Source organism: Acidiphilium sp. PA (assembly GCF_026191915.1).
GTDB lineage: Bacteria > Pseudomonadota > Alphaproteobacteria > Acetobacterales > Acetobacteraceae > Acidiphilium.
Genome location: NZ_JAIMBY010000007.1, coordinates 24,794 through 49,982, shown reverse-complemented (window position 1 = coordinate 49,982; position 25,189 = coordinate 24,794). Strand labels below are relative to the sequence as shown.

The 25,189-nt window shown below is 68.2% G+C and carries 24 protein-coding genes and 1 riboswitch; of the genes, 11 read left to right on the top strand and 13 right to left on the bottom strand.

Features of this window, described 5'->3' with window-relative positions:
* Positions 1-37 precede the first annotated feature (37 nt).
* The 3 genes from AruPA_RS10815 to AruPA_RS10805 all read right to left on the bottom strand — a co-directional run bounded on the left by AruPA_RS10815 (position 38) and on the right by AruPA_RS10805 (position 2,790).
* A complete protein-coding gene (locus AruPA_RS10815; RefSeq protein ID WP_265636703.1) occupies positions 38-1,615 on the bottom strand; it encodes a hypothetical protein in 1,578 nt (525 codons plus the stop codon).
* Positions 1,616-1,617: 2 nt separating this feature from the next.
* A complete protein-coding gene (locus AruPA_RS10810) occupies positions 1,618-2,292 on the bottom strand; it encodes a cysteine hydrolase family protein (RefSeq protein WP_265636702.1) in 675 nt (224 codons plus the stop codon).
* Between the two features lie 222 nt (positions 2,293-2,514).
* Positions 2,515-2,790 carry a hypothetical protein gene (locus tag AruPA_RS10805; protein WP_265636701.1) on the bottom strand — a complete coding sequence of 92 codons (276 nt, stop codon included), beginning with the start codon at positions 2,788-2,790 and terminating at the stop codon, positions 2,515-2,517.
* 37 nt (positions 2,791-2,827) lie between these two features.
* Positions 2,828-2,934: riboswitch (guanidine-I (ykkC/yxkD leader) on the top strand.
* Between the two features lie 74 nt (positions 2,935-3,008).
* Between AruPA_RS10805 and AruPA_RS10800 the strand changes: the two genes are divergently transcribed.
* From AruPA_RS10800 to atzF, 7 genes are all read left to right on the top strand, one after another.
* Positions 3,009-4,076, top strand: coding sequence for a putative urea ABC transporter substrate-binding protein (locus tag AruPA_RS10800; RefSeq protein WP_265636700.1), 1,068 nt, complete (start codon positions 3,009-3,011; stop codon positions 4,074-4,076).
* Positions 4,077-4,086: 10 nt separating this feature from the next.
* Positions 4,087-4,905, top strand: coding sequence for an ABC transporter permease (locus tag AruPA_RS10795; RefSeq protein WP_265636699.1), 819 nt, complete (start codon positions 4,087-4,089; stop codon positions 4,903-4,905).
* Positions 4,902-5,732, top strand: a complete 831-nt coding sequence (locus AruPA_RS10790; protein WP_265636698.1) for an ABC transporter ATP-binding protein — start codon at positions 4,902-4,904, stop codon at positions 5,730-5,732. Before AruPA_RS10795 ends, AruPA_RS10790 begins: the two co-directional genes overlap by 4 nt.
* Before the next feature lie 10 nt (positions 5,733-5,742).
* A complete protein-coding gene (locus AruPA_RS10785) occupies positions 5,743-6,540 on the top strand; it encodes an urea amidolyase associated protein UAAP1 (RefSeq protein WP_265636697.1) in 798 nt (265 codons plus the stop codon).
* On the top strand, positions 6,524-7,180 hold the full coding sequence (locus tag AruPA_RS10780) for an urea amidolyase associated protein UAAP2 (protein ID WP_265636696.1): 657 nt from the start codon (positions 6,524-6,526) through the stop codon (positions 7,178-7,180). Before AruPA_RS10785 ends, AruPA_RS10780 begins: the two co-directional genes overlap by 17 nt.
* A gap of 2 nt (positions 7,181-7,182) precedes the next feature.
* The gene (locus tag AruPA_RS10775) at positions 7,183-10,656 is read left to right on the top strand and encodes a 5-oxoprolinase/urea amidolyase family protein (protein ID WP_265636695.1); all 3,474 of its coding nucleotides are present in this window, start codon (positions 7,183-7,185) and stop codon (positions 10,654-10,656) included.
* A gap of 171 nt (positions 10,657-10,827) precedes the next feature.
* A complete protein-coding gene (atzF, locus tag AruPA_RS10770) occupies positions 10,828-12,600 on the top strand; it encodes an allophanate hydrolase (protein WP_265636694.1) in 1,773 nt (590 codons plus the stop codon).
* Between the two features lie 177 nt (positions 12,601-12,777).
* Here atzF and AruPA_RS10765 read toward each other — a convergent pair whose 3' ends face one another.
* Positions 12,778-13,680, bottom strand: coding sequence for a CoA ester lyase (locus AruPA_RS10765; protein WP_265636693.1), 903 nt, complete (start codon positions 13,678-13,680; stop codon positions 12,778-12,780).
* Positions 13,681-13,770: 90 nt separating this feature from the next.
* On the opposite strand from AruPA_RS10765, the gene AruPA_RS10760 reads away from it, so the two are divergent.
* The gene (locus tag AruPA_RS10760) at positions 13,771-15,021 is read left to right on the top strand and encodes a CaiB/BaiF CoA-transferase family protein (protein WP_265636692.1); all 1,251 of its coding nucleotides are present in this window, start codon (positions 13,771-13,773) and stop codon (positions 15,019-15,021) included.
* On the opposite strand, the gene AruPA_RS10755 is transcribed toward AruPA_RS10760, so the two are convergent.
* Positions 15,018-15,674, bottom strand: coding sequence for a heme-binding protein (locus AruPA_RS10755; protein WP_265636691.1), 657 nt, complete (start codon positions 15,672-15,674; stop codon positions 15,018-15,020). The two genes, AruPA_RS10760 and AruPA_RS10755, sit on opposite strands and share 4 nt — an antisense overlap.
* Before the next feature lie 34 nt (positions 15,675-15,708).
* Positions 15,709-16,380 (bottom strand): 5,6-dimethylbenzimidazole synthase, encoded by a 672-nt coding sequence (gene bluB, locus AruPA_RS10750; RefSeq protein ID WP_265636690.1) that lies wholly within the window; start codon positions 16,378-16,380, stop codon positions 15,709-15,711.
* Between bluB and AruPA_RS10745 the strand changes: the two genes are divergently transcribed.
* Positions 16,379-16,948: a histidine phosphatase family protein gene (locus AruPA_RS10745; protein WP_265636689.1), complete on the top strand. Its 570-nt coding sequence runs from the start codon at positions 16,379-16,381 to the stop codon at positions 16,946-16,948. The genes bluB and AruPA_RS10745 overlap by 2 nt on opposite strands.
* On the opposite strand, the gene AruPA_RS10740 is transcribed toward AruPA_RS10745, so the two are convergent.
* From AruPA_RS10740 to cobA, 4 genes are read right to left on the bottom strand one after another with little or no spacing between them, the layout of a single operon-like run.
* Entirely contained in the window at positions 16,911-17,678 is a 768-nt protein-coding gene (locus AruPA_RS10740) for an adenosylcobinamide-GDP ribazoletransferase (protein WP_265636688.1), read from the bottom strand. The two genes, AruPA_RS10745 and AruPA_RS10740, sit on opposite strands and share 38 nt — an antisense overlap.
* Positions 17,675-18,682: a nicotinate-nucleotide--dimethylbenzimidazole phosphoribosyltransferase gene (gene cobT / locus AruPA_RS10735; protein WP_265636687.1), complete on the bottom strand. Its 1,008-nt coding sequence runs from the start codon at positions 18,680-18,682 to the stop codon at positions 17,675-17,677. Before cobT ends, AruPA_RS10740 begins: the two co-directional genes overlap by 4 nt.
* Positions 18,679-20,019 carry a cobyrinate a,c-diamide synthase gene (locus AruPA_RS10730; RefSeq protein WP_265636686.1) on the bottom strand — a complete coding sequence of 447 codons (1,341 nt, stop codon included), beginning with the start codon at positions 20,017-20,019 and terminating at the stop codon, positions 18,679-18,681. The genes cobT and AruPA_RS10730 overlap by 4 nt, the downstream gene beginning before the upstream one ends.
* A complete protein-coding gene (gene cobA / locus AruPA_RS10725; RefSeq protein WP_265636685.1) occupies positions 20,019-20,819 on the bottom strand; it encodes a uroporphyrinogen-III C-methyltransferase in 801 nt (266 codons plus the stop codon). Before cobA ends, AruPA_RS10730 begins: the two co-directional genes overlap by 1 nt.
* Before the next feature lie 152 nt (positions 20,820-20,971).
* On the opposite strand from cobA, the gene AruPA_RS10720 reads away from it, so the two are divergent.
* Positions 20,972-22,093 (top strand): cobalt-precorrin-5B (C(1))-methyltransferase, encoded by a 1,122-nt coding sequence (locus AruPA_RS10720; protein WP_265636684.1) that lies wholly within the window; start codon positions 20,972-20,974, stop codon positions 22,091-22,093.
* Here AruPA_RS10720 and cobM read toward each other — a convergent pair.
* From cobM to cbiE, 3 genes are read right to left on the bottom strand one after another with little or no spacing between them, the layout of a single operon-like run.
* Positions 22,051-22,821, bottom strand: coding sequence for a precorrin-4 C(11)-methyltransferase (gene cobM, locus AruPA_RS10715; protein WP_265636683.1), 771 nt, complete (start codon positions 22,819-22,821; stop codon positions 22,051-22,053). The genes AruPA_RS10720 and cobM overlap by 43 nt on opposite strands.
* Positions 22,818-23,210: a cobalamin biosynthesis protein gene (locus AruPA_RS10710; protein ID WP_265636682.1), complete on the bottom strand. Its 393-nt coding sequence runs from the start codon at positions 23,208-23,210 to the stop codon at positions 22,818-22,820. The genes cobM and AruPA_RS10710 overlap by 4 nt, the downstream gene beginning before the upstream one ends.
* Positions 23,189-24,394 carry a precorrin-6y C5,15-methyltransferase (decarboxylating) subunit CbiE gene (gene cbiE, locus AruPA_RS10705; RefSeq protein WP_265636681.1) on the bottom strand — a complete coding sequence of 402 codons (1,206 nt, stop codon included), beginning with the start codon at positions 24,392-24,394 and terminating at the stop codon, positions 23,189-23,191. The genes AruPA_RS10710 and cbiE overlap by 22 nt, the downstream gene beginning before the upstream one ends.
* Here cbiE and AruPA_RS10700 point away from each other — a divergent pair.
* Positions 24,379-25,152 carry a cobalt-precorrin-6A reductase gene (locus AruPA_RS10700; RefSeq protein ID WP_265636680.1) on the top strand — a complete coding sequence of 258 codons (774 nt, stop codon included), beginning with the start codon at positions 24,379-24,381 and terminating at the stop codon, positions 25,150-25,152. The genes cbiE and AruPA_RS10700 overlap by 16 nt on opposite strands.
* The last annotated feature ends 37 nt before the right edge of the window (positions 25,153-25,189 follow it).

The window sequence follows — 25,189 nt, the reverse complement described above, 5'->3', positions numbered from 1 at the left end:
TTCTTTTTTTCAAAAAAGAAGCCTCCCTTTCCCTAACCTAAACCGACTCCACCATCCCCTCGGTCGCCGCCTCACCCGGTGCTGCAACCCGTACCGGCGCCCGTCGCCACAGCAGGAGCAACATACCCCCCAGAATCGCATAGCCCAAAGCCACCGGGGCCGAATTGCCGAACGCCAGCTGCGTGCCGTTGATGAACCCAAAGAACGCCAGCACCGCGCCGATCCCGGCATAGATCGCAGCTGCCTCGAATTTCCGGTCGATGATGAACGCCGCAATCGCGCCCAGCACCAGCCCCGCCAGGGTACCACCGCCGCCGAACAATTCGAGCCCGCGATAAATCACGCCCGCCCCGTCGAGCTTGGTGAACCCGACCGCGGCGGCCGTGGTACCGGCCGCGTGCAACGCGCCATCGATCTGGCTTTGCGCCCAGTTCGCGACATTCGGCAGCAAGGCCAGGATCACCGCCGGCGCATGGCGCGGCGGCGTCGCCTCGAAGGCCTGCGCCCCGATCACCAGGCCGATGTAAAGCAGGATCGGCAGGATCGCGACCAGCGGCACCACTGCCAGCAGCAGCGCGGTCAGACCGAGAAAACACACCCCCGAAACCACCACCCCGGTCGCGAGTGAGTAACCGATCCGCCCGCCCACCGCCTTCCAGCCCGGATGCCCAATGTACACCGCCGGCGGAAACGGGCTGCCAAGCACCGCCCCGAGCATCGCGCCGATCCCATCGGCCAGCAGGATCTTGCGCAAATCATACTCATCGCCCGCGGCCGCTGCGCTCTCGACGTTGCTCATCCCCTCGGTGAAATTATAGATGCCAAGCGGAATTGCGGTCACCAGCAGCGGTCCGATCGCATCGAGCCCCTTGATGAAATGGCCGGAGGCCACCGGCAGATGCAGCCCGAACTCGCCCAGCGCCGCGCTCACCGCCGCAGGATGCATCACATGCGACAGGCCGGTGAATTCCCCCGCCCAGGCCAGCACCGTACCCACCAGCACCGCCGCCAACCCGCCCGGCAGGCCGAACGGCATCCGCACCTTCGCGGTCCAGCTGAGCAGAATGATGCCGAACGATAAGAACCCGAGCCACGGCACTTCGAAAAACTGAAACGCCGGCCGCATCGCGATGAAGGCGATCGAAATCCCCGCCAGCGCCCCCAGCATCGCCGCGCGCGGCGTGTATTTGCGAATGGTCGGCCCGACGAACGCCCCGATCGTCACGATCACGCCGATAATGAACGCCCACGCCAACCCCGCCTCCCACGCCGCGATCGGGTCATGCGTCTTCAGCCAGGTCGGCAGCATGATCACGAACACCACGATGAACATATGCGGCACACTCGGCCCATAGGGCATCGCGGTCACATCGGAGCGCCCGCTCGATTTCGAAAGCTTCCAGGCCAGATAAGCGTAAAACAAATTACCCAGCGGCAGCGCGATCCCGAGCGCCGGCAGGATGCGTCCAAACACGACATCATCGGGCAGATGCACCACACCCAGACACAACCCGGTCAGCACGATCACGTTGAGCAGCACATTGGTGAACAGGCCGAAAAATCCGTTCCAGTCGCCGCCGACCCACAAAGCGATCTGATCCGTGCGTGTCCGCATCGTCACTCTCCCTGCATGGCGGCAATCAGCGCCGCGCTGTCTGTCACCCAGCCGAAGATCCCGCCCTGCGCCTTGACCATGGCGAGCGCCCATGCATGAAACTGCGGAAAATACGAAGCCGTGCCATCGCTCAGCACCAGACATTCGAAGCCCCGATCGTTCGCTTCCCGCAAGGTGGTATGAACGCAAACTTCCGTGGTCACGCCGCATAGAATCAACCACCCGATGCCACGCTGGCGCAGAATCGTCTCAAGATCAGTGGCATAGAACGCCCCCTTGCCGGGCTTGTCGATCACCGGTTCGCCATCGATCGGCGCCAGTTCGGCGATCAACCCATGCCCGGCCTCGCCGCGCACGAGGATCCGCCCCATCGGCCCGGCATCGCCGATGCCGCAGGCAAGCCGGCCGCGCGTTTTCTTGGCCGGCGGCAAATCGGACAGATCAGGGCGATGCCCCTCGCGCGTGTGGATCACCAGCATCCCGCAGGCCCGTGCGGCGTGCAGCGTCGCTGCGATCGGCGCAATCGCGCTGCGCAACAGGGCGACATCGTTGCCCAGCGCCGCACCAAACCCGCCGGGTTCCAGAAAATCCCGTTGCATGTCGATAATGACGAGTGCGGTACGCGCCGGATCGGCGCTGAACTCATAAGGCTCCGCCGCAACACAGAGCTGCGTCACGCTTCATACCATGCCAGGCTGCGTTGGCCGGCGGCAGGATCATCCCGATCGGTCGGACCGATGTTGGTTCGCATGCAGTCGTTCCTTTCAGATGGCCCCGCCACCGGCCAGGTCAGCATAGGCATATCGGATCATAATCAAAAAGTCAGTTCCGCTTCAATCTTTCGTATCAGATATCCTACGAACGGAGCGCTAATCTACGCCTTAATGATCAAATATTGATCAATGCACCATGAGTAGAGCGAAAATCGTGCAAAGAATAGCATAAAAATCAGCACACGTCGTTGCAAAAAACCGCACGGCCCGAATTTCCAGCACAACGGTGACGAAACCCCGATGCCATTCCCGCCTTGAGCGATTCAACACCGCAAACGCCGCGCGATTTCGGTGCGATCGCGCACACAGATTGGAATTTTTAATCAATATAGCCATTTTTTTTGCAGCAATGATCAAGTGTAAGGCAATGACGTCGTAAACACCCGCCCATCCCCGTTCCATGGCCCCGGCTCGCCGCTGGCACGGTTCTCGCATTGCCTGAACCCGTGGCTAGGGTTCCGGTCGGTCGTCCCGATGCTGGTCCGAGAGCCGCAGCCGTGCGGGAGACATCCGCGCGGTACACGGCGGGATAAAAGCCCGGGAGAGCATTGGTGCGTGGGCGCGCATCGGTCTCTCCGTGTGCCCTTCGCGCAGGCCGTCAATCGAGAAGGGAAACCATCATGCTGACACGTAAACAATTCATCGCTTCGACCGCGGCCGTCGCTGCCACCACTGCCCTGCCGGCGGCCCGCGCCGCCGCCAAAAAGAAATTCAAACTCGCCTGGACCGTCTATGTCGGCTGGATGCCCTGGCCCTGGGCCGCCGATACCGGCATCGTCAAGAAATGGGCCGATAAATACGGCATCGAAATCGACGTCGTCGAAGTCGCCGATTACTCGACCTCGATCAACCAGTACACCGCCGGCGGGTTCGATGCGCTGACCATCACCAACATGGACACGCTCGCCGTCCCCGCGGTCGGCGGCATCGATTCCACCTCGATCATCACCGGCGACTATTCCAACGGCAACGATGCCGTCATCCTCAAGGGCAAGACCAAATTCGCCGATATCAAGGGCCAGAAGGTCAACATCGTCCAATATTCGGTCTCGCAATATCTGCTCGCGCGCGGCCTGCAAAAACACGGCATGACCGAGCGTGACGTCCGCCTGGTCAACACCTCCGACGCCGATATGGCCGCCGCCTACCTCACCCCGGCCGTCACCGCCGTGGTCACCTGGAACCCGATCGTCCAGCAGATCATGCAGAACAAGACCGCCCATGAAGTGTTCACCTCGGCCCAGATCCCCGGTGAAATTCTCGACCTCTGCATCGTCCGTACCGATGTGCTGAAAGCCCACCCCGAATTCGCCAAAGCCCTCGCCGGCGCCTGGTACGAAACCCTCGGCATCATGCTGTCCGACACCGCCGCCGGCAAAGCCGCGCGCACCGCCATGGCCAAGCTCTCCGGCACCGATCTCGCGGGATTCGATGCGCAGGTGAAAACCACCCACCTGTTCGCCAAGCCCGCGACCGCCGCAAGCTTCACCCGCTCGGCCAAGCTGATCGAGACCATGCAATACGTCCGCAAATTCCTGTTCGCCAACGGTCTGATGGGCCAGGGCGCACCCTCGCCCGATGTCGTCGGCATCAGCTTCCCCAACGGCAAGATCCTCGGCAACCCCAAAAACGTGAAGTTCCGCTACACGTCGGAATTCATGCAGATGGCCGCAACCAAAACCCTGTAACGTCGCGCCGATGCGCCTGATCAACCGCACCCCGCCCGCACGGCTCGACCTCGTGCTGAAAGCGGCACCCTTCGTCCTGCTCGCGCTCGCCTACACCATCGCCGCCATCGCGCGGCACGATGCGAACGCCGGCGACAAGGTGCTGCCCACGCTCGGGCAAATGATCGGCGGGGTGCGCGAAATGCTGTTCACCCGCGACCTCGCGACCGGCCAGTACCTCATGCTGGCCGATACCATCGCGAGCCTCCGCCGCCTGCTCTCCGGCCTCGGCCTCGCGGTGGTCATCAGCTTCACCCTCGGCATCGTGGTCGGCATGATCCCCTATGCCAAGCGCCTGCTGCTGCCCTTCATCACCGCCCTGTCCATGGTGCCGCCGCTCGCGATCCTGCCGATCCTGTTCATCCTCGCCGGCATCGGCGAGACCGCGAAAATCGCCCTCATCGCGCTCGGCACCGCCCCCTACATGCTGCGCGATCTGGTGCTCCGCGTCGAGGAACTGCCCCGCCCGCAGCTCATCAAGGCCCAGACCCTCGGCGCCTCGTCCTGGCAGATCGCGCTGCGCATCGTCATCCCGCAGATGCTGCCCCGCCTGATCGATGGCGTGCGCCTCTCGCTCGGCCCCGCCTGGCTCTACGTGATTTCCGCCGAAGCCATCGCCGCGCAGGATGGTCTCGGCTACCGCATCTTCCTGGTGCGCCGCTACTTTGCCATGGACATCATCATCCCCTACGTCCTGTGGATCACGCTGCTCGCCTACATCTTCGATCTCGCTCTGCGCGCCCTGCAAACCGCCGCCTTCCCCTGGTTCGCCGAGGCGGGCCGCCAATGACGCACAGCCCGCCCGCAGCCAGCGTCCTCAGCGTGCGCGACGTCTGCAAAACCTACGCCGGCCGCCAGATTCTCGAACGCGTCTCGATCGAGCTGGCCGCCGGCAGTTTCCTCGCCGTGGTCGGCCCGACCGGCTGCGGCAAAACCACCTTCCTGCGCATGCTGATGAGCGAGGAGGTCCCCACCAGCGGCACCATCGCGCTCGATGGTCGCAAACTACCCGATGAACCCACCGCCGATCGCGGCGTGGTGTTCCAGCGTTATTCGGTGTTTCCCCACCTCACCGTGCTCGGCAATGCGGTCCTGCCACTCGAACTCGCCGCCGCACCTCGCTTCGGCCGGCTGTTCGGCGCCGCGCGCCGCCGCGCCGAGGCCACCGCGAGCGCCATGCTCGAGCACGTCGGCCTCGGCCCGGCCGCGGCGCTCTACCCCGCGCAGCTGTCCGGCGGCATGCAGCAGCGCCTCGCCCTCGCCCAGGCGCTGATCCGCCAGCCCCGCGTCCTGCTGCTCGATGAACCGTTCAGCGCGCTCGACCCCGGTACCCGCGCCGACATCCACGCCCTCACCCGCCGCCTCTGGCAGGAAACCGGCATGACGGTGGTGATGGTGACGCACGACATCAGCGAAGCCTTCAGCCTCGGCACCCGCGTCATCGTGTTCGAACGCCCGATCCCCGACGATGCCAAACGCGGCGCCCGCATCACCCACGACATCCCGGTCCGCCGCCGCACGCAGCGCCAACCCGCAGCGCTCCCGCTCACCCCCGCCTCGCTGACCGCCGCCCCGCTGACCGCCTGCCCACCTGCCGCCTGCCCACCTGCTACCTGAAAGCCAAGCCATGCTCGATCTCGACAGCCTGACCCCCGACCAATACCGCGCCCGCTACAACCAGTTGCAGGAACGCGCCCGCGCCCGCGCCCAGGCCGCCCCGCCCGCCGCCGCCGCGCCGGCCATCGCACCCGCCAGCATCATCGGCACCGCATCCCTGCCGCCCGATTGCTACATCAACATCAAACTCCGCCGCGGCGAGGCGCTGCACATCGAAACCCGCGCCGCCACCACCGGTGCCAGCCTGTTGATCTGGAACGCCGATGACCCCGCCGAGCGTTACAACCCGGGCGATACGGTCAAACTGCAATGGACCACGCGCCTCACCACCGGCCGCGTCCTGTTCTCGGACATGGGCCGCATCCTCGCCTCGATCATCGCCGACAGCGGCGCCGGCCACGACCCCATCCTCGGCCCGTCGACGCCCACCACCGGCCCCCATGCCCAACCGGGCGGCACGGCGCGCAACGGGCGCGACAATCTGCGCAACGCCGCCGCCAAATTCGGCCTCAACCGGCGCGATGTCGGCCCCAGCCTCACCCTGTTCGCCGGCCTGCGCGTCGATCCGCGTGGCCGCATGACCCTCGCCCCGGCCGCGCCGCCGGGCAGTTTCATCACCCTGCGCGCCGAGCAGAACCTCCTGCTCGCCCTGTCCAACACGCCCCACCCGCTCGCGGCCAGCACAAACACCGGCCCGCTCGCCCTCACCCACTACACGGCCCCCCCGCCCGCCGCCGATGATCACTGCCGCCACTTCTCCGAGGAAGCCCAACGCGGCTTTGCCAACACCGATGCCTGGTTCCGCTGAGACCATGACCATGATCACCCCGACCAATGCCATCCTCGACCAGCACGTCCCCGCCCGCGCCGCCTTCTCCACCATCCTCGAACCGGGCCAGACGCTGCGCATCATCGACCTCGAAAGCCAGCAGGCGGTCGATGCCCTGTTCTACAACGCCGATGATCACGGCGAACGCTACTCCGCCCAGGACACGCTGCTCGCCCAGGCCCGCGCCGGCGGCCGCTACGACCTCACCACCGGCGCCATCCTGCTCTCGAACGAAGCCCGCCCGATGGCCACCATCGTCGATGACACCTGCGGCTTTCACGATACCTGCGCCGGCGCCTGCTCCTGCGAGAGCAACACCGTCCGCTTCGGCTTCGAGACCCGGTTCATGCACGCCTGCCGCGAAAACTTCCTCGCCGAAATCGCCCGCTACGGCATGGACAAGCGCGACCTCGTCTCCAACGTCAATTTCTTCATGAACGTGCCGATCCGCCCGGACGGCGAACTCACCGTCGATGACGGGGTCAGCACCCCGGGCGGCTATGTCGAGCTGCGCGCGGAGATGCGCCTGCTGGTGGTGCTGTCGAACTGCCCGCAGGTCAACAACCCCTGCAACGGCTTCAACCCCACCCCGATCCGCTGCATCGTCTGGGCCGCCTGACCATGTTCCGGCGTGTCCTGGTCGCCAATCGCGGCGAAATTCTCGCCCGCATCACCCGCACGCTACGCCGCATGGGCATCGAAACCGTCGCGGTCTACGCCGCCGCCGACCGCTTCAGCCCCCCCGTGCTCGCCGCCGATCACGCCGAGCCGATCGGCCCTTCTCCCGCCGCGCAAAGCTACCTCGACATCGATGCCATCATCGCCGCCTGCCGCCGCAGCGGCGCCGAGGCCGTGCACCCCGGCTACGGCTTCCTCGCCGAACGCGCCGCCTTCGCCGAAGCCCTCGCCGCCGCCGGCATCGCCTTCATCGGCCCCGGCGCCGATCACCTGCGCAGCTTCGGCCTGAAACACACCGCCCGCGCCCTCGCCGCCGCCGCTGGCGTGCCGCTGCTCGAAGGTTCCGGCATCCTCACCGACCTTGCGGACGCAACGCACCACGCCGCGCGCATCGGCTACCCGGTCATGCTGAAAAGCAGCGCCGGCGGCGGCGGCATCGGCATGGCGATCTGCCGCACCGAAGCCGAACTCGCCGCCAGCTACACCAGCATCGCCCATCTGGCGCGCGCCAATTTCGGCGATGCCGCGCTGTTCCTCGAATCCTATGTCGAACGCGCCCGCCACGTCGAGGTCCAGATCTTCGGCGACGGCACCGGCACCGTCAAAGCGCTCGGCTGCCGCGATTGTTCATTGCAACGCCGCAACCAGAAATTGATCGAGGAGTCTCCCCCGCCCAACATCCCCGCCGCCACCATCGCAGCCATGGAGCACGCCGCCTGCGCGCTCGCCGCCAGCGTCGGCTACCGCTCCGCCGGCACCGTCGAATTCATCTACGATGCCGATCACGACCGTTTCCACTTCCTCGAGGTCAACACCCGCCTGCAGGTCGAACACGGCGTCACCGAAGCCATCTACGGCATCGACCTCGTCGCCTGGATGATCGAACTCGCCGCCGGCACCTTCACCTGGCCCGCAACCCTCACGCCACGCGGTGCGGCCATCGAAGCCCGCCTCTATGCCGAAGACCCCGCCAACCAGTTCCGCCCCGCCACCGGCCGCATCACCGCCCTCACCCTGCCCAACACGCTCCGCATCGATCACTGGATCGAACCGGGCACCGAAATCACCCCGTTCTACGACCCCACACTCGCCAAACTGATCGCATCCGGCCCCGATCGCGCCACCGCCATCGCAACGCTCGATGCCGCCCTCGCCGCCAGCACCGTCACCGGCCTCACCACCAACCGCGACTATCTGCGCGCGGCCCTCGCCCTGCCCGATTTCGTGGCCGGCACCATGACCACCGCGAGCCTCACCTCGCTCAAACCGCTCTCGCGCAGCGTTCTGGTGATCGATCCCGGCGCGCAATCCTCCCTGCAATCCGCCCCAGGCCGCCTCGGCTACTGGCACGTCGGCATTCCCCCCAGCGGCCCGATGGACCGGCGCAGCGCCACCGCCGCCAACGCCCTGCTCGGCAACCCGCCCGACGCCAGCGTGCTCGAATGCACCATGGCCGGCCCCACCCTGCTGTTCCGCACCGATGCCACAATCGCGCTCACCGGCACTGCCATGGCCGCCGCCATCGACGGCGAACCCGTCATCCACCACCAGCCCACAAAAATCACCGCCGGCCAGACGCTCACCCTCGGCGTCATCACCGGCCCCGGCCAGCGCTGCTACCTCGCCGTCGCCGGCGGGTTCGAAGCCGCCGCCAGCCTCGGCTCGACCGCCACCTTCACCCTCGGCGGCTTCGGCGGCCACGCCACCGGCGCGCTCCGCACGGGCGATGTCATCGGCATCGCCACCGCCGCCCTCACCACCCCGACCCGACCCGAACCCGCCCCGCTGACCGATCACTGGACCCTCACCCTGCGCAGCGGCCCGCACGGCGCCCCCGATTTCTTCACCCCCGCCGATATCGAGACCATCTTCACCGCAGCCTACGAGGTTCACCACAACTCCGCCCGCACCGGCATCCGCCTGATCGGCCCGAAACCCGCCTGGGCCCGCGCGGATGGCGGCGAAGCCGGCCTGCACCCCTCCAACATCCACGACACGCCCTACGCGATCGGCGCGGTCGATTTCACCGGCGACATGCCCATCCTGCTCGGGCCGGACGGTCCCTCCCTCGGCGGCTTCGTCTGCCCCGGCGTGGTCACCCGCGCCGATCTCTGGAAACTCGGCCAACTCCGCCCCGGCGATACCGTGCGGTTTGCCCGCGCCGATGCCCAACCCGCCATCATCCTGCACTCCGAAACCATGACCATCCGCCGCGCCGGCGATGAAAACCTGCTGGTCGAGTTCGGCCCGATGGCGCTCGATTTCGCGCTCCGCCTGCGCGCCCACGCCCTCCAACAATCACTCCAGTCCCAGGCCATCCACGGCCTGATCGACCTCACCCCCGGCATCCGTTCGCTGCAAATCCATTTCGACCCCGATATCGTCGACCCCGCCGATCTGGTCACCCTGATCGCGTCGCTCGAACCCACCCTGCCCGATCCCGCCAGCATGGTCGTGCCCTCGCGCCTGGTCCATCTGCCGCTCTCCTGGAAAGACGCCGCGGTGATGCTCGCCATGCGCAAATACCAGGACACCGTGCGCGAAGACGCCCCCTGGTGCCCGGACAATGTCGAATTCATCCGCCGCATCAACGGCCTTACCGACGAAAACGAAGTCCGCCGCATCGTGTTCGAGGCCGAATACCTCGTGCTCGGCCTCGGCGATGTCTATCTCGGCGCGCCGGTCGCCACCCCGCTCGACCCGCGCCACCGGCTGATCACCACCAAATACAACCCTGCCCGCACCTGGACCCCGGAAAACGCCGTCGGCATCGGCGGCGCCTATCTCTGCGTCTATGGCATGGAAGGCCCCGGCGGCTACCAATTGTTCGGCCGCACCATCCAGATGTGGAACAGTTTCCCCAACGGCAAACCCCCGTTCGGCGACACACCCTGGCTGCTCCGCCCGTTCGACCGCCTGAAGTTCCACGAGGTCACCGCCGACGAACTCGCCGAAGCCCGCGCTGCCTTCCCCCACGGCCGCTACCCCATCAAAATCGAGGATGGCACCTTCAGCCTCGCCGAACACCAAACCTACCTCGCCGACCATGAGGCCGACATCACCCGGTTCCAACACACCCAGCGCGCCGCCTTCGAAGCCGAACGCACCGCATGGGCCGCCCAGGGCCTCGACACCGCCTTTCTGCCCGACCCACCCGCACCCCCCAGCCAAACCCCGCTGCCACCAGGTGCCCACGGCATCGATTCACCCGTCCCCGGCAGCGTCTGGCAGATCCTCCACCAACCCGGCGACCCGATCGATGCAGGCCAACCCCTCATGATCGTGGAATCAATGAAAATGGAAATCAAAATCACCGCCCCCACCGCCGGCATCCTCACCACCGTCGAAGCATCGCCCGGCCAGGTTGTTCGCGCGGGGCAGCGGCTTGCCGTCATTTCAGCGAAGGCGGGGCCGTGAAAAGGAAGTCCTTCTTTTTTAAAAAAAAGAAGCAAAAAACTTTTGTCATTCTGGGGCATGGGTGCTTTCGACACCTCGGACCAGAATCAAAAGAAATTTTTTGCTGCTTTTTTACAAAAAAGCAGGGCTTTCTTCTTGCGCGCCGTCCTTAGCCCACCCGGAGCCCACCGCATGATCCCGACCCCGCTCGAAATCCCCACCCTGCGCCGCCTGATCACCGAAGGCACGCTGACCCCGCATGATCTCGCCGCCGCCCTGCTCGATCGTCTTGAGACCTATCCCGACCCAGCGGTGTTCATCAGCCGCCGCCCCCGCGCCGACATCCTCGCCGAAGCCGCCACCATCGACCCTGCCTTGCCCCTCGCCGGCATGCTGTTCGCGGTCAAGGACAATATCGACGTCGCCGGCCTGCCAACCACCGCCGCCTGCCCGGACTACGCCTATCACCCCGCGCAGGATGCCACCGTCGTCGCCCGCCTGCGCGCCGCCGGGGCCATCGTGCTCGGCAAAGCCAATCTCGACCAGTTCGCCACCGGCCTGAACGGCACCCGCTCGCCCTATGGCGCGCCGCGCTGCGTCTTCGATGCCGATTACATCTCGGGCGGCTCATCCTCCGGCTCGGCCGTCGCGGTCGCCGCCGGCCTCAGCGTCTTCGCCCTCGGCACCGATACCGCCGGCTCGGGCCGCATCCCCGCGGCGTTCAACAACCTGATCGGCCTGAAACCCACCCGCGGCCGCATCCCCGCCACCGGCGCCGTCCCCGCCTGCCAAAGCCTCGACTGCATCTCGATCATGGCGAATTCCGCTTGCGATGCCGCAATCATCCTCGCCATCGCCCAAGGCCACGACCCGGCCGATCCCTACAGTCGCGCCCCGCGCGACATCACCCTGCCGTCACACCCGCGCCTCGGCATCCTGGCCGACCCCGCACGCTATTTCGCCGACGATGCCGCCTACCAATCCCTGCACGAAGCCGCCCTGCGCGCCGCCGCCGCCCTCGGCTGGACCCTGACCGAAATCGACTACGCCCCGTTCCGCGCCGCCGCCGCCCTGCTCTACGAAGACGCCTTCGTCGCCGAACGCCTCAGCGCCATCCGCCCGTTCTTCCGCGCCCACGACCAGCACATGGACCCCACCGTGCGCGCCATCATCGCCGGCGCCGACCGGTTCGACGCCGCCGATGCCTTCGCCGCCCAAACCCGCCTGCAGACCCTGCGCGCCCGGGCCATGCAGGCGTTCGAGCACATCGACGCCCTGCTGCTGCCCACCGCCCCTACCTGCTTCACCGTCGCCGCCATGCAAGCCCAACCCGTCGTCCACAACGCAACGCTCGGGCGCTACACCAATTTCGTCAATCTGTTCGATCTCGCCGCCGTCGCCCTGCCCGCCGGGTTCCGCCCCGATGGCATCGGCTTCGGCATGACCCTGATCGGCCCCGCCTTCACCGATCACGCCCTGCTCCACCTCGCCGATCAGCTCCACCACAGCATCGGCGCCGGCAGCGGCAAATCCCGCGCCACCCCCCAGCACCACACGATGCCGCCAACCACCAACCGCATCTCCCTCATCATCGCCGGCGCCCACCTCTCCGGCATGGCGCTCAACCACGAACTCACCGCCCTCGGCGCCACCCTCGAGGAAACCACCACCACCGCGCCGGACTACCGCCTCGTCGCCCTCGCCACCTCACCCCCCAAACCCGGCCTGCTGCGCGAGCCCGGCTTCCCCGGCCCCGGCATCGCCGTCGAACGCTGGTCGCTCACCCCCACGGCCTTCGCCACCTTCATCGCCAACCTCCCACCCCCGATGACCATCGGCAAAGTCACCCTCGCCGACGGCTCCAGCCACCCGGGCTTCAGCTGCGAAACCCACGCCGCCGCCACCGCCACCGACATCACCGCCCACGGCGGCTGGCGCGCCTACCGCAACACGATCGAAAACTGAGGCGGTCAGAACCGAGCGCCGCCGGGCCGCCCGCCAAACCGCTCCCGCAGAAGCCGGCATCGGCCCCCACTGTGCACCTACGCCCGCCGATTGCCGTACAAAGCCTCCACCCGCCGTAGCGGATACGGCACCAGCCCTGGCATCGATGCGCTCATCGAAGCACCGCACGGCAACCCGTCAGGCACGGGTCCGCTGTTCGATGGCTGCGTGGCGGTCCAGCAACGCCTGCGCACGACGGACCACGGGCACATCGATCATCCTGCCCTCGAATGTGATCGCGCCGGAGCCGGCGGCGATGGCTCTGGCATAGGCGTCGACCAGACGGGTCGCGTGGGCAAGTTCGTCGGGTTGCGGGCGAAATCCCTCATTCAGGATCGCGACCTGACCGGGATGGATGACCGAAGCCCCGGTAAACCCAAGGCGGCGGGATCGTTCGATCGTGACGCGGAACTGGTCGAGGTCATTGAAATCGGCGACCGTGCCGAGAAAGCCGAGCGGCAGGATACCGGCGGCGCGCGCGGCAAAGATCGCCTGTTGCTTCGGAAACAGCAGCCCTTCGGCTTCGGGCATCATTCCAACCGCTACGGCAAGGTCTTCGGACCCCACGGTTATGCCAACCAGTCGGGGGTGTGCGCCTGCAATGCTCTCGGCGCGGAAGATACTACCGGGTGTTTCCAGCATGGCGATCAACCGGGTGTGGCCCGGCGTCATGCCGCGCTCGACCTCGATTTCCTCGACCGTCTCGGCGATCAGGCGTAAATGATCCGCACTTTCGATTTTCGGCAGCATGAGCGCGGTGATCGCGGGCATGACGGCGGCTTCGAGATCGCAGATCAGTGCGCGCCAGGGGCGATTGACCCGCACGATCACATCGGCGCCGCCCGCAGCGACGCGGGATGCCGCGGTCGCGATCAGGCTCCGTGCGCGGGGCTTTTCAGCCGCAGGGATGGCATCCTCGAGATCGAGAATGATCGCATCGGCGCCGCGCGTGGCGGCCCCTGCCACGAAGCGCTCGACCGTGACGGGCACGAACAGCAGGGAGCGCCAGATCGGCAGTTGTGTTGAGGCGGGAAAGCTCATGATCGTTCCTCGGTGCCGCCGCGCCGCCGCATCATTGGGCAGGGGCTACGACCTGTCTATAATGAATTCAGAGCATGAGGGAGCATTGTGATGACGGGCGCTGGGTTGCATGAAAAACGCTATGAGCCCGATGCACCGGCGCCGCTGAAGGACATCCGCGTGCTCGACCTGTCCCGGCTGGTCGCAGGCAATGTGGTGACGCATGTGCTGGCCGATTTCGGTGCCGATGTCATCAAGGTGGAAAACCCCAGGGGCGGCGACGATCTGCGCAACTGGCGCGTCGAGGATATCGCGACCCATTGGAAGGTCTATGCGCGCAACAAGCGCAGTCTGGCGCTCGACTATCGCGATGCGGCGGGGCTGGCGCTGCTGCTGCGCCTGGCCGCGATCGCGGATGTGCTGGTCGAGAATTTCATCCCCGGCAAGCTCGATCGCATGGGTCTGGGGCCGGATGTGCTGTTCGCCGCCAATCCGCGCCTGATCGTGGTGCGGATCTCCGGCTGGGGCCAGACCGGCCCGTTCGCCGGCAAGCCCGGCTTCGGCAGTCTGGTCGAGGCGATGTCGGGCTTCGCGACCATGAACGGCTTCCCCGATCGTCCGCCGGTGCTGCCGCCGCTCGCCCTCGCGGACATGATCACCGGCCTGTACGGCGCCACCGCCATCATGATCGCGCTGCGCCATGTCGAGGTCGCAGGCGGCGCCGGGCAGGTGATCGACCTGTCGCTGTTCGAGAGCATGTTGAGCGTGCTCGGGCCGCAGGCAGCCAATTACGCGCTCACCGGCAAAGTCCCCGCCCGTCACGGCAGCCGCTCCGGCACCACCGCCCCGCGCAACGTCTATTGCTGCGCCGATGGTAAATACGTCGCTCTATCCGCCTCGATGCAGGTGATGGCCGAACGCCTGTTCCGCGCGATCGGTCGGCCCGACCTGATCACCGACCCCCGCTTCGCGACCAACTCCGCCCGCGTCGCCAACAATGACATCCTCGACCCGATCGTCGCCGCCTTCATGGCCGCCCACACCCAGGCCGAAGCCCTTGCCGTATTCGAACAGGCGGGCGTCACGGTCGGTCCGGTGTGCGATCCGGCGGATCTGATGGACAGCCCATTCATCCGCGAGCGCGAAGCTTTGATCAGCCTGCCCGACGCCGACATGGGCCGGTTGCCGATGCACAATATCCCCGCCCGTCTCTCGGCAACGCCGGGCGCCATGGCAAGGCCGGCCCCCGCGCTCGGCGCGGACACCGCCGCAATCCTGCGCCTGATCGATGTCGAGCCGGGCACGATCGAAACCCTTCAGGCGCGCGGCGTGCTCAAGGCAACCGCCCCCGACCAACCCTAACCGGACGACCCAACCGCCCGAGTCACTTTCACGACCGCCTCATTTCGCCGCAGGAATGGCAGCGTCCAGGGCGGGTCATAGAACCAGGCAGCAGGCTCGCCGGCCGGCGTCCACGCGCTCGATTTCAGCGCCGCGAGCAGCCGCGCCTGTTCGCGGGCGACCGATGTCTGGTTGGGCACGCCGGAGAAGCGCAGCGCGGCGTAATCTTCGGCCGGCACCGTCACCAGATGCACCTTGGGATCGTTCGGCACCGGCAGGGTTTCCATCGTATAGCCTGCGGGCATGTAGAAGCGAATGGTCCAGGCATCAGGCCCGCTCTGCGACTGATCGACCGGCGCGGTCATCGCGATTTTTTCGGATGCCGCATCGGCGGTCTGTGCGACCGGCGCCGTCATGGCAATGGTCGCGCGCGTGCGGTTGCCGCCGAATATATAGCCGGCGAGGCGGCGAAATCCCTGGTTGCGCGCATGATAAACGCTGCCGTGAACGGTGGTTTCCGCGGCAATCCGGGGCGCGTAGCGGCGGATCTGCACCGCGCCCACCGTGCCGATCACCTGATATTTCGGCTCAGGCGTACCCGCGCGAATGCCAACGACGGAACAGGCGCTGAGCGCCACACTCATCAACGCGGGCGCAATCAGGCGTGGTTTCATACCGCTCTTCTCCATGATCATTCACATATGGCGATCAACGCCGGAAAATCATCGCTTCGGTATCGACGCGCCGCTCCCAACCCTCACGCTCCAGTTCCGGCGTCCGGTGCGCCGCCTGCGGATAACCGATGCAGAGATAACCGATAAACTGCCACCCCGCCGGCACATCGAGCGCCGCGGCGAGCGCGGCGGGATCGAGAATGGACACCCAGCCGAGCCCGATACCCTCCGCCCGCGCCGCAAGCCAGAGCGTGTGGATCGCCATCACCACCGAATAGGCGATCGTCTCCTTCATCGTCCGCCGCCCCAGCCCGTGGCCGGTGGCGGGATCGGGTTCGGCGAACACGCCGATATGACAGGGCGCTTCGTCCAGCCCGGCGAGTTTCAGCCGCGCATACAGCGCCGCCCGCTCATCGTCATAGCCCAGCCGGGCAGCGTCGTTGCACGCCACGAAATTCTCCCGCACCAGGCGCCGCCGTGCCGGATCATCGACCAGCACGAACCGCCACGGCTGGCTGAACCCGACCGAGGGCGCCCGGCAGGCGATGGCAAGCAGCCGTTCGATGGTTCCGGGCGGCAACGCATCGCGCCGGAAATGCCGCACATCGCGCCGCAGGGTGAATAGCGCCTCGAGCGCCGCGGCAAACGTCGCCCCGAACGCGGCGGTGCCCTCAGGCGTGCCAAACTCGTCTATCATATCGGCCATGGCTTCACCCCCCTGCCCGCTTGCGCTCATCCGCCACCCGCGACCCGCCATCGCGGCCGGCATCTGCTACGGCCGGCTCGATATCGCCCTGTCCCCGGCGGGACACGCCGCCATCACCCCGATCGTCGCGCAACTCGCCGGCCATACGGCGAGCCTGGTGCTGACCAGCCCGGCCCGGCGCTGCCGCATCCTGGCCGAGGCGCTGGGAGCGGCGCGCGGCCTCCCGGTCGAGACCGATCCCCGCCTGCAGGAACTCGATTTCGGCGTGTGGGAAGGTGCCGCCTGGAACGGCGTGCCGCGCGCCGCGCTCGATGCCTGGGCCGCATCGCCCGAAACTTTCGCGCCGCCGGGCGGCGAGAGCGGCGCCGCGCTGATCGCCAGGGTCAGCGAAGCCTATCATGACTGCCTGATCCGGGCGCGCCCCGCCATCATCATCTCGCACGGCGGCCCTTTGCGGCTGCTGATCGCGCTGGCAAACGGCACCGCGCCCGATCTGCTGGCGCCCGCACCGCCGCTGGGGTCGATCACCCTCATCGCAGACCCGGCCAGACCGATGCCAGCAGGCTGAGGACCAGAATTTCGGTGCCGAGCTCGATCGCGCCGAGCGTATCCCCGGTATGCCCGCCGAGCCGCCCGGTGATATACCGCGCCCACAGCCGCGCCGCAGCACCGCTCAGCAACGCCGCCAGCACGGCGGCCCAGAACGGCACCAGCACCAGCGCCGCCACCACCGCGATCGCTTCCGCCAGAAGCGCCGGTCCCGCCGGAATCACCCCCACGCTAGCGGCCAACCCATCGGGCCGGGCGAACGCGGTGCGCCGCTGCACCACCACCATCGCCGCGCGCCCGAACGCGCCGGCCACCATCAGCGCCGCCATCACGCGCCAGGGTCCCGCGATGCTCGCCATCGCCGCCAGCCGCAGCGCGACCGCCAGCACCAGCCCGATCGCGCCATAACTGCCGATCCGGCTGTCGCGCATGATCGCGAGCCGCCGCGCGATCGTGCCGCCGCCGCCCAGCCCATCCGCGCTATCGGCCAGCCCATCCTCGTGCAGCCCGCCGGTCGCGAGCACACTGGCCACCAGCGCCCAACCCGCTGCAAGCCAGGGCGCCATGCCGAGCCAGAGCGCCAGCGCGTAAACCACCCCGGCGATGCCGCCCACCGCCAGCCCGACCACCGGATAGGCCCAGACGCTGGCGCCATAATCGACCATCGCCGGTGCCGGCAGCGCCGCGCCCAGCGGCAGGCGGGTCAGCAGGCCGAACGCGGCGGCCATCTGGCGACCGGCGCTGCTCATGCGCGGTCCGTCACACCCGCCTCGGCAAAACTCGCCATGCCGGCGTGGCACGCCAGCGCCGCCCGCACCACCGGCACCGCCAGCGCCGCGCCCGAAGCCTCACCCAGCCGCATGCCCAGATCGAGCAGCGGCGTCATCCCCAGCGCCGCGACCAGGCGCCGATGCCCGGCCTCCGCCGAGGCATGCGCGATCAGCGTATGATCCAGCCCGCCCGCCACCAGCCGCGCCAGCGGCGCCGCTGCGGCGGTACACACGAACCCATCCAGCAGCACCGGCACATGGTGCACCCGTGCCGCGATCACCGCGCCCAGAATTGCCGCCAACTCCCGCCCGCCCAGGCACGCGGCCGCCGCCAGCGGATCATGCAGTACGGCCCGATGCCGCGCCAACCCGCGATCGATCGCATCGCGCTTGCGGCCAAGCCCGGCATCATCGATGCCGGTGCCCCGCCCCGCCCAGTCCGCCCCATCGCCGCCGAACAGTGCCGCCGCCAGCGCCGCCGCCGCCGTGGTATTGCCAATACCCATCTCACCCAGGCACAGCAGATCGGTGCCGGGATCGACCGCGTCATACCCCGTCATCACCGCCGCCTCGAACGCATCCGGCGTCATCGCCACATCGGCGGTGAAATCGCCGGTCGGCGTCTCCAGCGCCAGCGGAATCACCCGCAGCGCCGCGCCCGCCAGCCCCGCCAGCTGATTGATCGCCGCCCCGCCCGCCGCGAAATTCCCGACCATCTGCGCCGTCACCGCCGGCGGATAGGGCGAAACCCCCTGCGCCACCACGCCATGATTGCCCGCGAACACCAGCACCGCCACGCGGTCGAGCCGCGGCATCGCCCGTCCCTGCCAGGAGGCGAGCCACGCCACAACCTCCTCGAGCCGCCCCAGGCTGCCCGGTGGCTTGGTCAGTGTGTCCTGGCGCGCCCGCACGGCGGCGGCGGCGGCCTCATCCGCCGGCGGCAGATCGGCGCAACGGGCGCGAACGGCGGCAAAATCGGTCATGGCGATCCTCGGTCAACGGAAGCGATCAGATGAAAAAACGTGCCGGACACGCGCCCCCGCCGCCCGCCCTCCGGCCCGCGCGCGGCACCCAGCGCATCGTGCATCATGGCGAACGGCGCATCGCCGCCCGGCACGGTCACGCTGGCATAATGAAACTCATGGCCCCGCACCACCGCCCCGGCCGCACCAAGCGGCCCATCGGCGCACAGCACTGCCTCGCGATAGCCCAGATGCAGCCGGCGCCGCGCGAAACTCGTCTCATGGCCGAGCAACCCGGTCATCGCATGGCGAACGCCATCCGCATCTTCCAGCGCCACCCCCAGCACCATGAACCCGCCGCACTCGCCATGCACCGGCCAGCGTGCCGCGAAATCGCGCAACCCGGCCTGAAACCGCCCGGCCGCCGCCAGCGCGGGCGCGTGCAGTTCCGGATATCCGCCCGGCAGCCAGCACGCATCGCACCCATCCGGCGGCGCCTCATCCGCCAGCGGCGAAAACGCCACGATCTCCGCCCCCGCCGCGCGCCACCCCGCCACGACATGCGGATACATGAAACCGAACGCCGCATCATCGGCCAGTGCAATCCGCTGCCCCGGCGGCGGCACCGCCGCCCCGCTGCCCGCGCCATCACAATCAATCACCCCGGCAGCCGCCAGCAACCCATCGACATCGCAGTCCCGCTCGGCCCGTTCGCCCAGCCCCGCGCAATAGCCCGCGAGCCCATCCTGCTCGCGCGCCTGCACCAGGCCCAGATGCCGCTCGGCCAGACCCAATGCCGGATCGCGCGGAAAACTGCCGAACACCGCAACCCCGGCCCGCGCCATCGCCGCCACGATCCCCTCGCGGTGCCGCGCGCTGCCCACCCGGTTCAGCACCACGCCCGCGACCCGCACCGCCGGATCGAACCCGGCAAACCCCGCCGCCACCGCCGCCGCCGATTGCGACTGGCCCGAAACATCGAGCACCAGCACCACCGGCAGGTCGAATCGCGCCGCGATATCCGCCGCGGCCCCCCGCCGCAGCGCCGTCTCGCCCACCCCGTCGAACAAGCCCATCGAGGCCTCGATCAGCAGCACATCGGCATCGCGCCCCTGCGCCACCAGAATCGCCGCCAGCAGGTCCGGCGCCATCGCCCAACTGTCCAGATTAACCCCGGGATGCCCCGAAGCCGCCTGATGAAACGCGGGATCGATATAATCCGGCCCCGATTTCGCGCAGCGCACCATCAGCCCGCGCCGCCGCAGCGCGGCGGCCAGCGCCAGCGTCACCATCGTCTTGCCGCTGCCCGAACGCGGCGCCGCAATCACCAACGCCCGCGTTTTTGAGGCAACCGTCATCACGCCATCGCCTCCAACGCCGGCAACAATTCCAGCAACCGCGCGCGTGACGCCACCACCCGCCCGATCACGACGATCGCCGGTGCCGCAATCCCCTCGCTCGTCACGCGCTCGGCAAGCCGCGCCAGATCCGTCACCAGAATCCGCTGCGCCGCCAGCGTCGCGGAGGCGATCGCCGCCGCCGGCGTCGCCCCGCTCAACCCGCCCGCCATCAGCGCCGCCGTGATCGAGGTCAGATTGGTCATCGCCATATACAGCACGATCGGCTGACCGAGCCGCGCCAGCGCCGCCCAATCCATCCCGTCCGCCCGGTCCGCACCATGCCCGGTCGCCAGCACCACCGCCTGATTGACCCCGCGCAACGTCAGGGGGATCAACGACGCCGCCATGCTCGCCAACCCCGACGTGAGGCCCGGCACAATCCGAAACCGCACCCCCTGCGCCGCCAGCGTCAAAGCCTCTTCGCCACCGCGCCCGAACATGAACGGATCGCCGCCCTTCAGCCGCAACACCCGCCGCCCCGCCCGCGCCAGCGCGATCAACTGCGCCGTGATATCCGCCTGCACCGCCGATGGCTTGCCGCCCCGCTTGCCCGCCGGAATCAACTCGGCCCCCGCCCGCGCCAAGTCCAGCACACGCGGATCGATCAACGCATCATGCACCACCGCATCCGCCTGCCCGAGCCCCGATAGCGTCAGCAACGTCAGATGCGCCGGATCACCGGGCCCGGCACCGGCCAGCCAGACCTCACCCGGGTTCAGGCGTGGCAGATCGGTCATTATCTCATCCAGGCTGGTCATCGGCGAAATCCATCATCCAATAAGAAGCAAGCACTGCTTTTTTTGGAAAAAAAGAAGCAAAAAAACGTTTCGACCTTGAGGGATTGCTGCGGAAACCGTCCGTGCGTCATTGCTGTGTGACTTGTTGGGCGTCCACGGTTATATCCACCTCTGTGACCAACCGGACGCCGCTCCGCCGTGGCTGGACCACGGGCGCCTGTGCGACCGCCGCGGCCAAATCCGCCTGCGCGGCGCTGCTGACCGGCGCCTTCCCCGATCCCGTCACCATCACCCTGCCCAGCGGTGCCACCACCAGCTTCACCCTCGCGGAGGCCACCCGCACCGCAACCACCGCGACCGCCGCCATCGTCAAAGACGCCGGTGACGATCCGGATGTCACCCACGGCGCCCTGGTCCGCGCCACCATCAGCGCCGCCACGCCCGGTGCCGGCATCATCTTCCGCGCCGGCGAAGGCGTCGGCACCGTCACCCGCCCCGGCCTGCCCATCCCGCCCGGCGAACCCGCCATCAACCCCACCCCGCGCGCCATGATCCGCCAGGCGCTCACCGAAATCGCCGGGCCCGACCCCGATTTCATCGTCGAAATCGCCATCCCCGGCGGTGCCAGCCTCGCCGAACACACGCTCAACGCCCGCCTCGGCATCGTCGGCGGCCTCTCGATTCTCGGCACCACCGGCATCGTCATCCCGTTCTCCTGCGCCGCCTGGATCGACAGTATCCACCGCGGCATCGATGTCGCGCGCGCCTCCGGCATCACCCACATCGCCGGCGCCACCGGCCGCACCTCCGAACGCGCCGTCCAGGCCCTGCACAATCTCGAAGACACCGCCCTGATCGAAATGGGCGATTTCGCCGGCGGCCTGCTGAAATACCTCCGCCGCAACCCGATCCCCCGCCTCACCATCGCCGGCGGCGTCGCCAAAATGACCAAACTTGCCCAGGGCAGGCTCGATCTCCATTCCAGCCGCAACGCGGTCGACCGCACCGCCCTCGCGTCGCTCGCCCACACCAGCGGCGCGCCCGCCGCCTTCACCGCCACCATCCTCGCCGCCAACACCACCGCCGAAATCTTCGATCACGCCGCCGCCACCGGCCTCGATCTCGGCGATACCGTCGCCCAAGCCGCCTGGCGCACCGCCGCCACCGTGCTCGCCCCGGCCGCGATCGATCTCGAAATCATCCTGTTCGACCGCACCGGCGCCATCGCCGGTCGCGCCGGATTCGCGCCGGTTCACGAGTTATCCCCCGCCGATGAGCGAAACCGCCGGTCATAAGCCGCATCATACAAGGCACTCTCCCGCGCCGCACCCCCCGCCAGACCCGGCCCCACCAATATCACCGCCGTCCGCTCGACCTTGTCAGCCGCCAGCACCGCCTCGATCGTGCCCAAATTCGCCCGCACGATCCGCTGATCCGGCCAACTCGCCCGCGCCACCACCGCGACCGGGCAATCCACCCCGTAAAACGGCACGAGCCGCGCCACCACCGCCCCGATCGCATGGATCGCCAGATGCACCGCGAGCATCGCCCCGGTCCGCGCAAACCCTTCGAGCGTCTCACCCGCCGGCATCGCCGAAGCCCGCCCGGAAATCCGCGTGATCACCAGGCTCTGCGCAATCTCCGGCAAGGTCAGCTCCTGCCCCAGCGCCGCCGCCGCCGCCGCAAACGCCGGCACCCCCGGCGTCATCGTGTAGTCGATGCCCAGCCGCTCCAGCCGCCTGATCTGCTCCGCCACCGCCGAATACAGCGACAGATCCCCCGAATGCAGCCGCGCCACATCCAGCCCCGCCGCCGCCGCGGCCACAAACTCCGCCTCGATCTGATCAAGGCTCATGGGCGCGGTATCGACAATCCGCGCCCCCGCCGGGCAATGCGCCAGCATCGCGCGCGGAATCAACGAGCCCGCGAACAAACACACGCGGCACCGCGCCAGAATATCCCGCCCGCGCAACGTCAGTAAATCCGCCGCCCCCGGCCCCGCGCCGATGAAATGCACCGTCACGACGCCTCACCCCGCGCCAGCGCGCACGTCGCCCCATCGCCCGCAATCCGCGCCAGCACCAGCCGGCCCTGTGCTCCCGCCACCGCCAACGCGCACCCTTCCGCGACCGATGCCACACCCACCGCCGCCGCCACCCGCGCCGATCGCGTCACGCACCGCGCCTGGACCGAAACCAGCGCATCGGGCTCGACCCAGACCATCGCCACATCCAACAACCGCGCCGCCGCCGCCACGCCCGCCTCAGCGGATTTGAACCGCGGCGCCGCCAGCACATCCACCCGGCACCCGCCCAACCCCGCCGCCCGTTCCACCAGCGCCACGATACCCGCCGCATCGCACCCCGCCCGGCAGCCGATCCCCGCCACGATCACGGCTTCACCCCGCGCCACTGCGTCACCGTCATCGCCGGGCGAAACCCGTGCAACCCGCCCACCGGATCAAGCCGATCGATCGATAACCGCGTCAATCCCCCGCCATAGTTCCGATACGCCGCGAACAGCACGGCCTCGGTCTCGATCGTCACCGCATTCACCACCAGCCGCCCGCCCGCCCGCAGCGCCGCCCAGCACCGCCCGATCAATCCATCCCGCCGCGCCCCACCACCGATGAACACCGCATCCGGCGCCGGCCACAAATCATCGATATCATCCGGCGCCGCCCCCTGCCGCACCTCGAACCGCGGCACGCCCAGCCTCAGCGCATTCTCCCGCGCCCGCGCTGCCCGCACCGCATCCCGCTCCAGCCCGATCGCCCGATTGGCCGGATGCGCGAGCAACCACTCGATCGCGACCGAGCCCGACCCGCAGCCGATATCCCACAGCAACTCCCCCGGCACCGGCGCCAGCGCCGCCAAGGTCGCCGCCCTGATCTCGGATTTGGTGATCTGCCCATCATGCGCGAACCACCCATCCGCCAGCCCGGCCACGCGCGGCATCCCCGCAGCACCCGCCACCTCGATCGCCAGCAAATTCAGCGGCCCCACATCATCCGGCATCCGATCCGCCGCCACCACCCGATGCCGCTCACAAGGACCGCCCAGCGCCTCCAGCACATGCACGCGCGACGCCCCAAAACCCCGCGCCAGCAGCACCGATGCGACGTCGCCCGGCGTCGTCGCATCGGCGGACAGCACCAGCAGCCGCGCCCCGTCATGCAGATGCGGAATCACCCGCGCCACCGGCAGGCCGCAACACGAAATCACCGGCGTACCCTGCAACGCCCAGCCCAGCCGCGCCGCCGCCAGCGACACGCAGGACGCCACCGGCAGGCACACAAACTCCCCCCGCGCGACATGCGAAGCCAACACCGACCCCACCCCATGAAAAAACGGATCACCCGACGCCAGCACCACCACCGCTTGGCCGCGCCGCGAAAAAATCGCCGGAAACGCCTGATCCATCGGCCGCGGCCACATCAGAGACTCGCCCGTGATCAACCCCGCCGCCAGCCGCAGATGCCGCGCACCACCCACCACCAGCGCCGCCCGCCCGATCAAGCCGCGCGCCGCCCCCGACAGCCCATCGACACCATCCTCCCCGATCCCCAGAATGCTCAGCCATGGATCCAAGCTCATCGCTGCCCCTGCGCACCCTCATTCTCGGCGGCACCACCGAAGCCACAAATATCGCCCGCGCGCTGGCGCACGAGCCCACCATCGCCGCCACATTGTCGCTGGCCGGCCGCACCGCCGCGCCAATCCTGCCGCCCATTCCCCACCGCATCGGCGGCTTCGGCGGCATCGCCGGTCTGGTCGCCTACCTCCGCACCACCGAAACCGCAGCGATCATCGATGCGACCCACCCCTTCGCCGCCCAAATCAGCGCCCACGCCTGCCAGGCCGCCGCCCTCACCGCCACACCAATCCTGCGGATCAACCGCCCCGCCTGGCGCGCCGAACCGGGCGACCAATGGACGCATGTCACCACTATGACCCAGGCGGCCGAGGCGCTCGGCCCCACGCGCCGCCGCGTCTTCCTCACCATCGGCCAGCAGGACCTCGCGCCGTTCCGCGCCGCCCCCTGGCACGACTACATCATCCGCAGCGTCGATCCGCCAGCCGCGGCCCTGTGCCCGCCAAACGCCACCCTCATCACCGCCCGCGGCCCGTTCACCGTCGCGGCCGAAACCGCCCTGCTCCAAACCCACCGGATCGAGATCATCGTCACCAAAAACGCAGGCGCCGCCGCAACCGCAGCCAAACTCACCGCCGCCCGCACGCTCGGCATCCCGATCATCATGATCGCCCGGCCAAGCCTGCCACCCTGCCCGACCGTGCCCGACGCCGATGGCGCGCTGGACTGGCTGAAACGCCAAGTCAGCACGGCGCGCTAGGCGAGCATCACAGTAAAAAGAAGTGAGAAGACTTCTT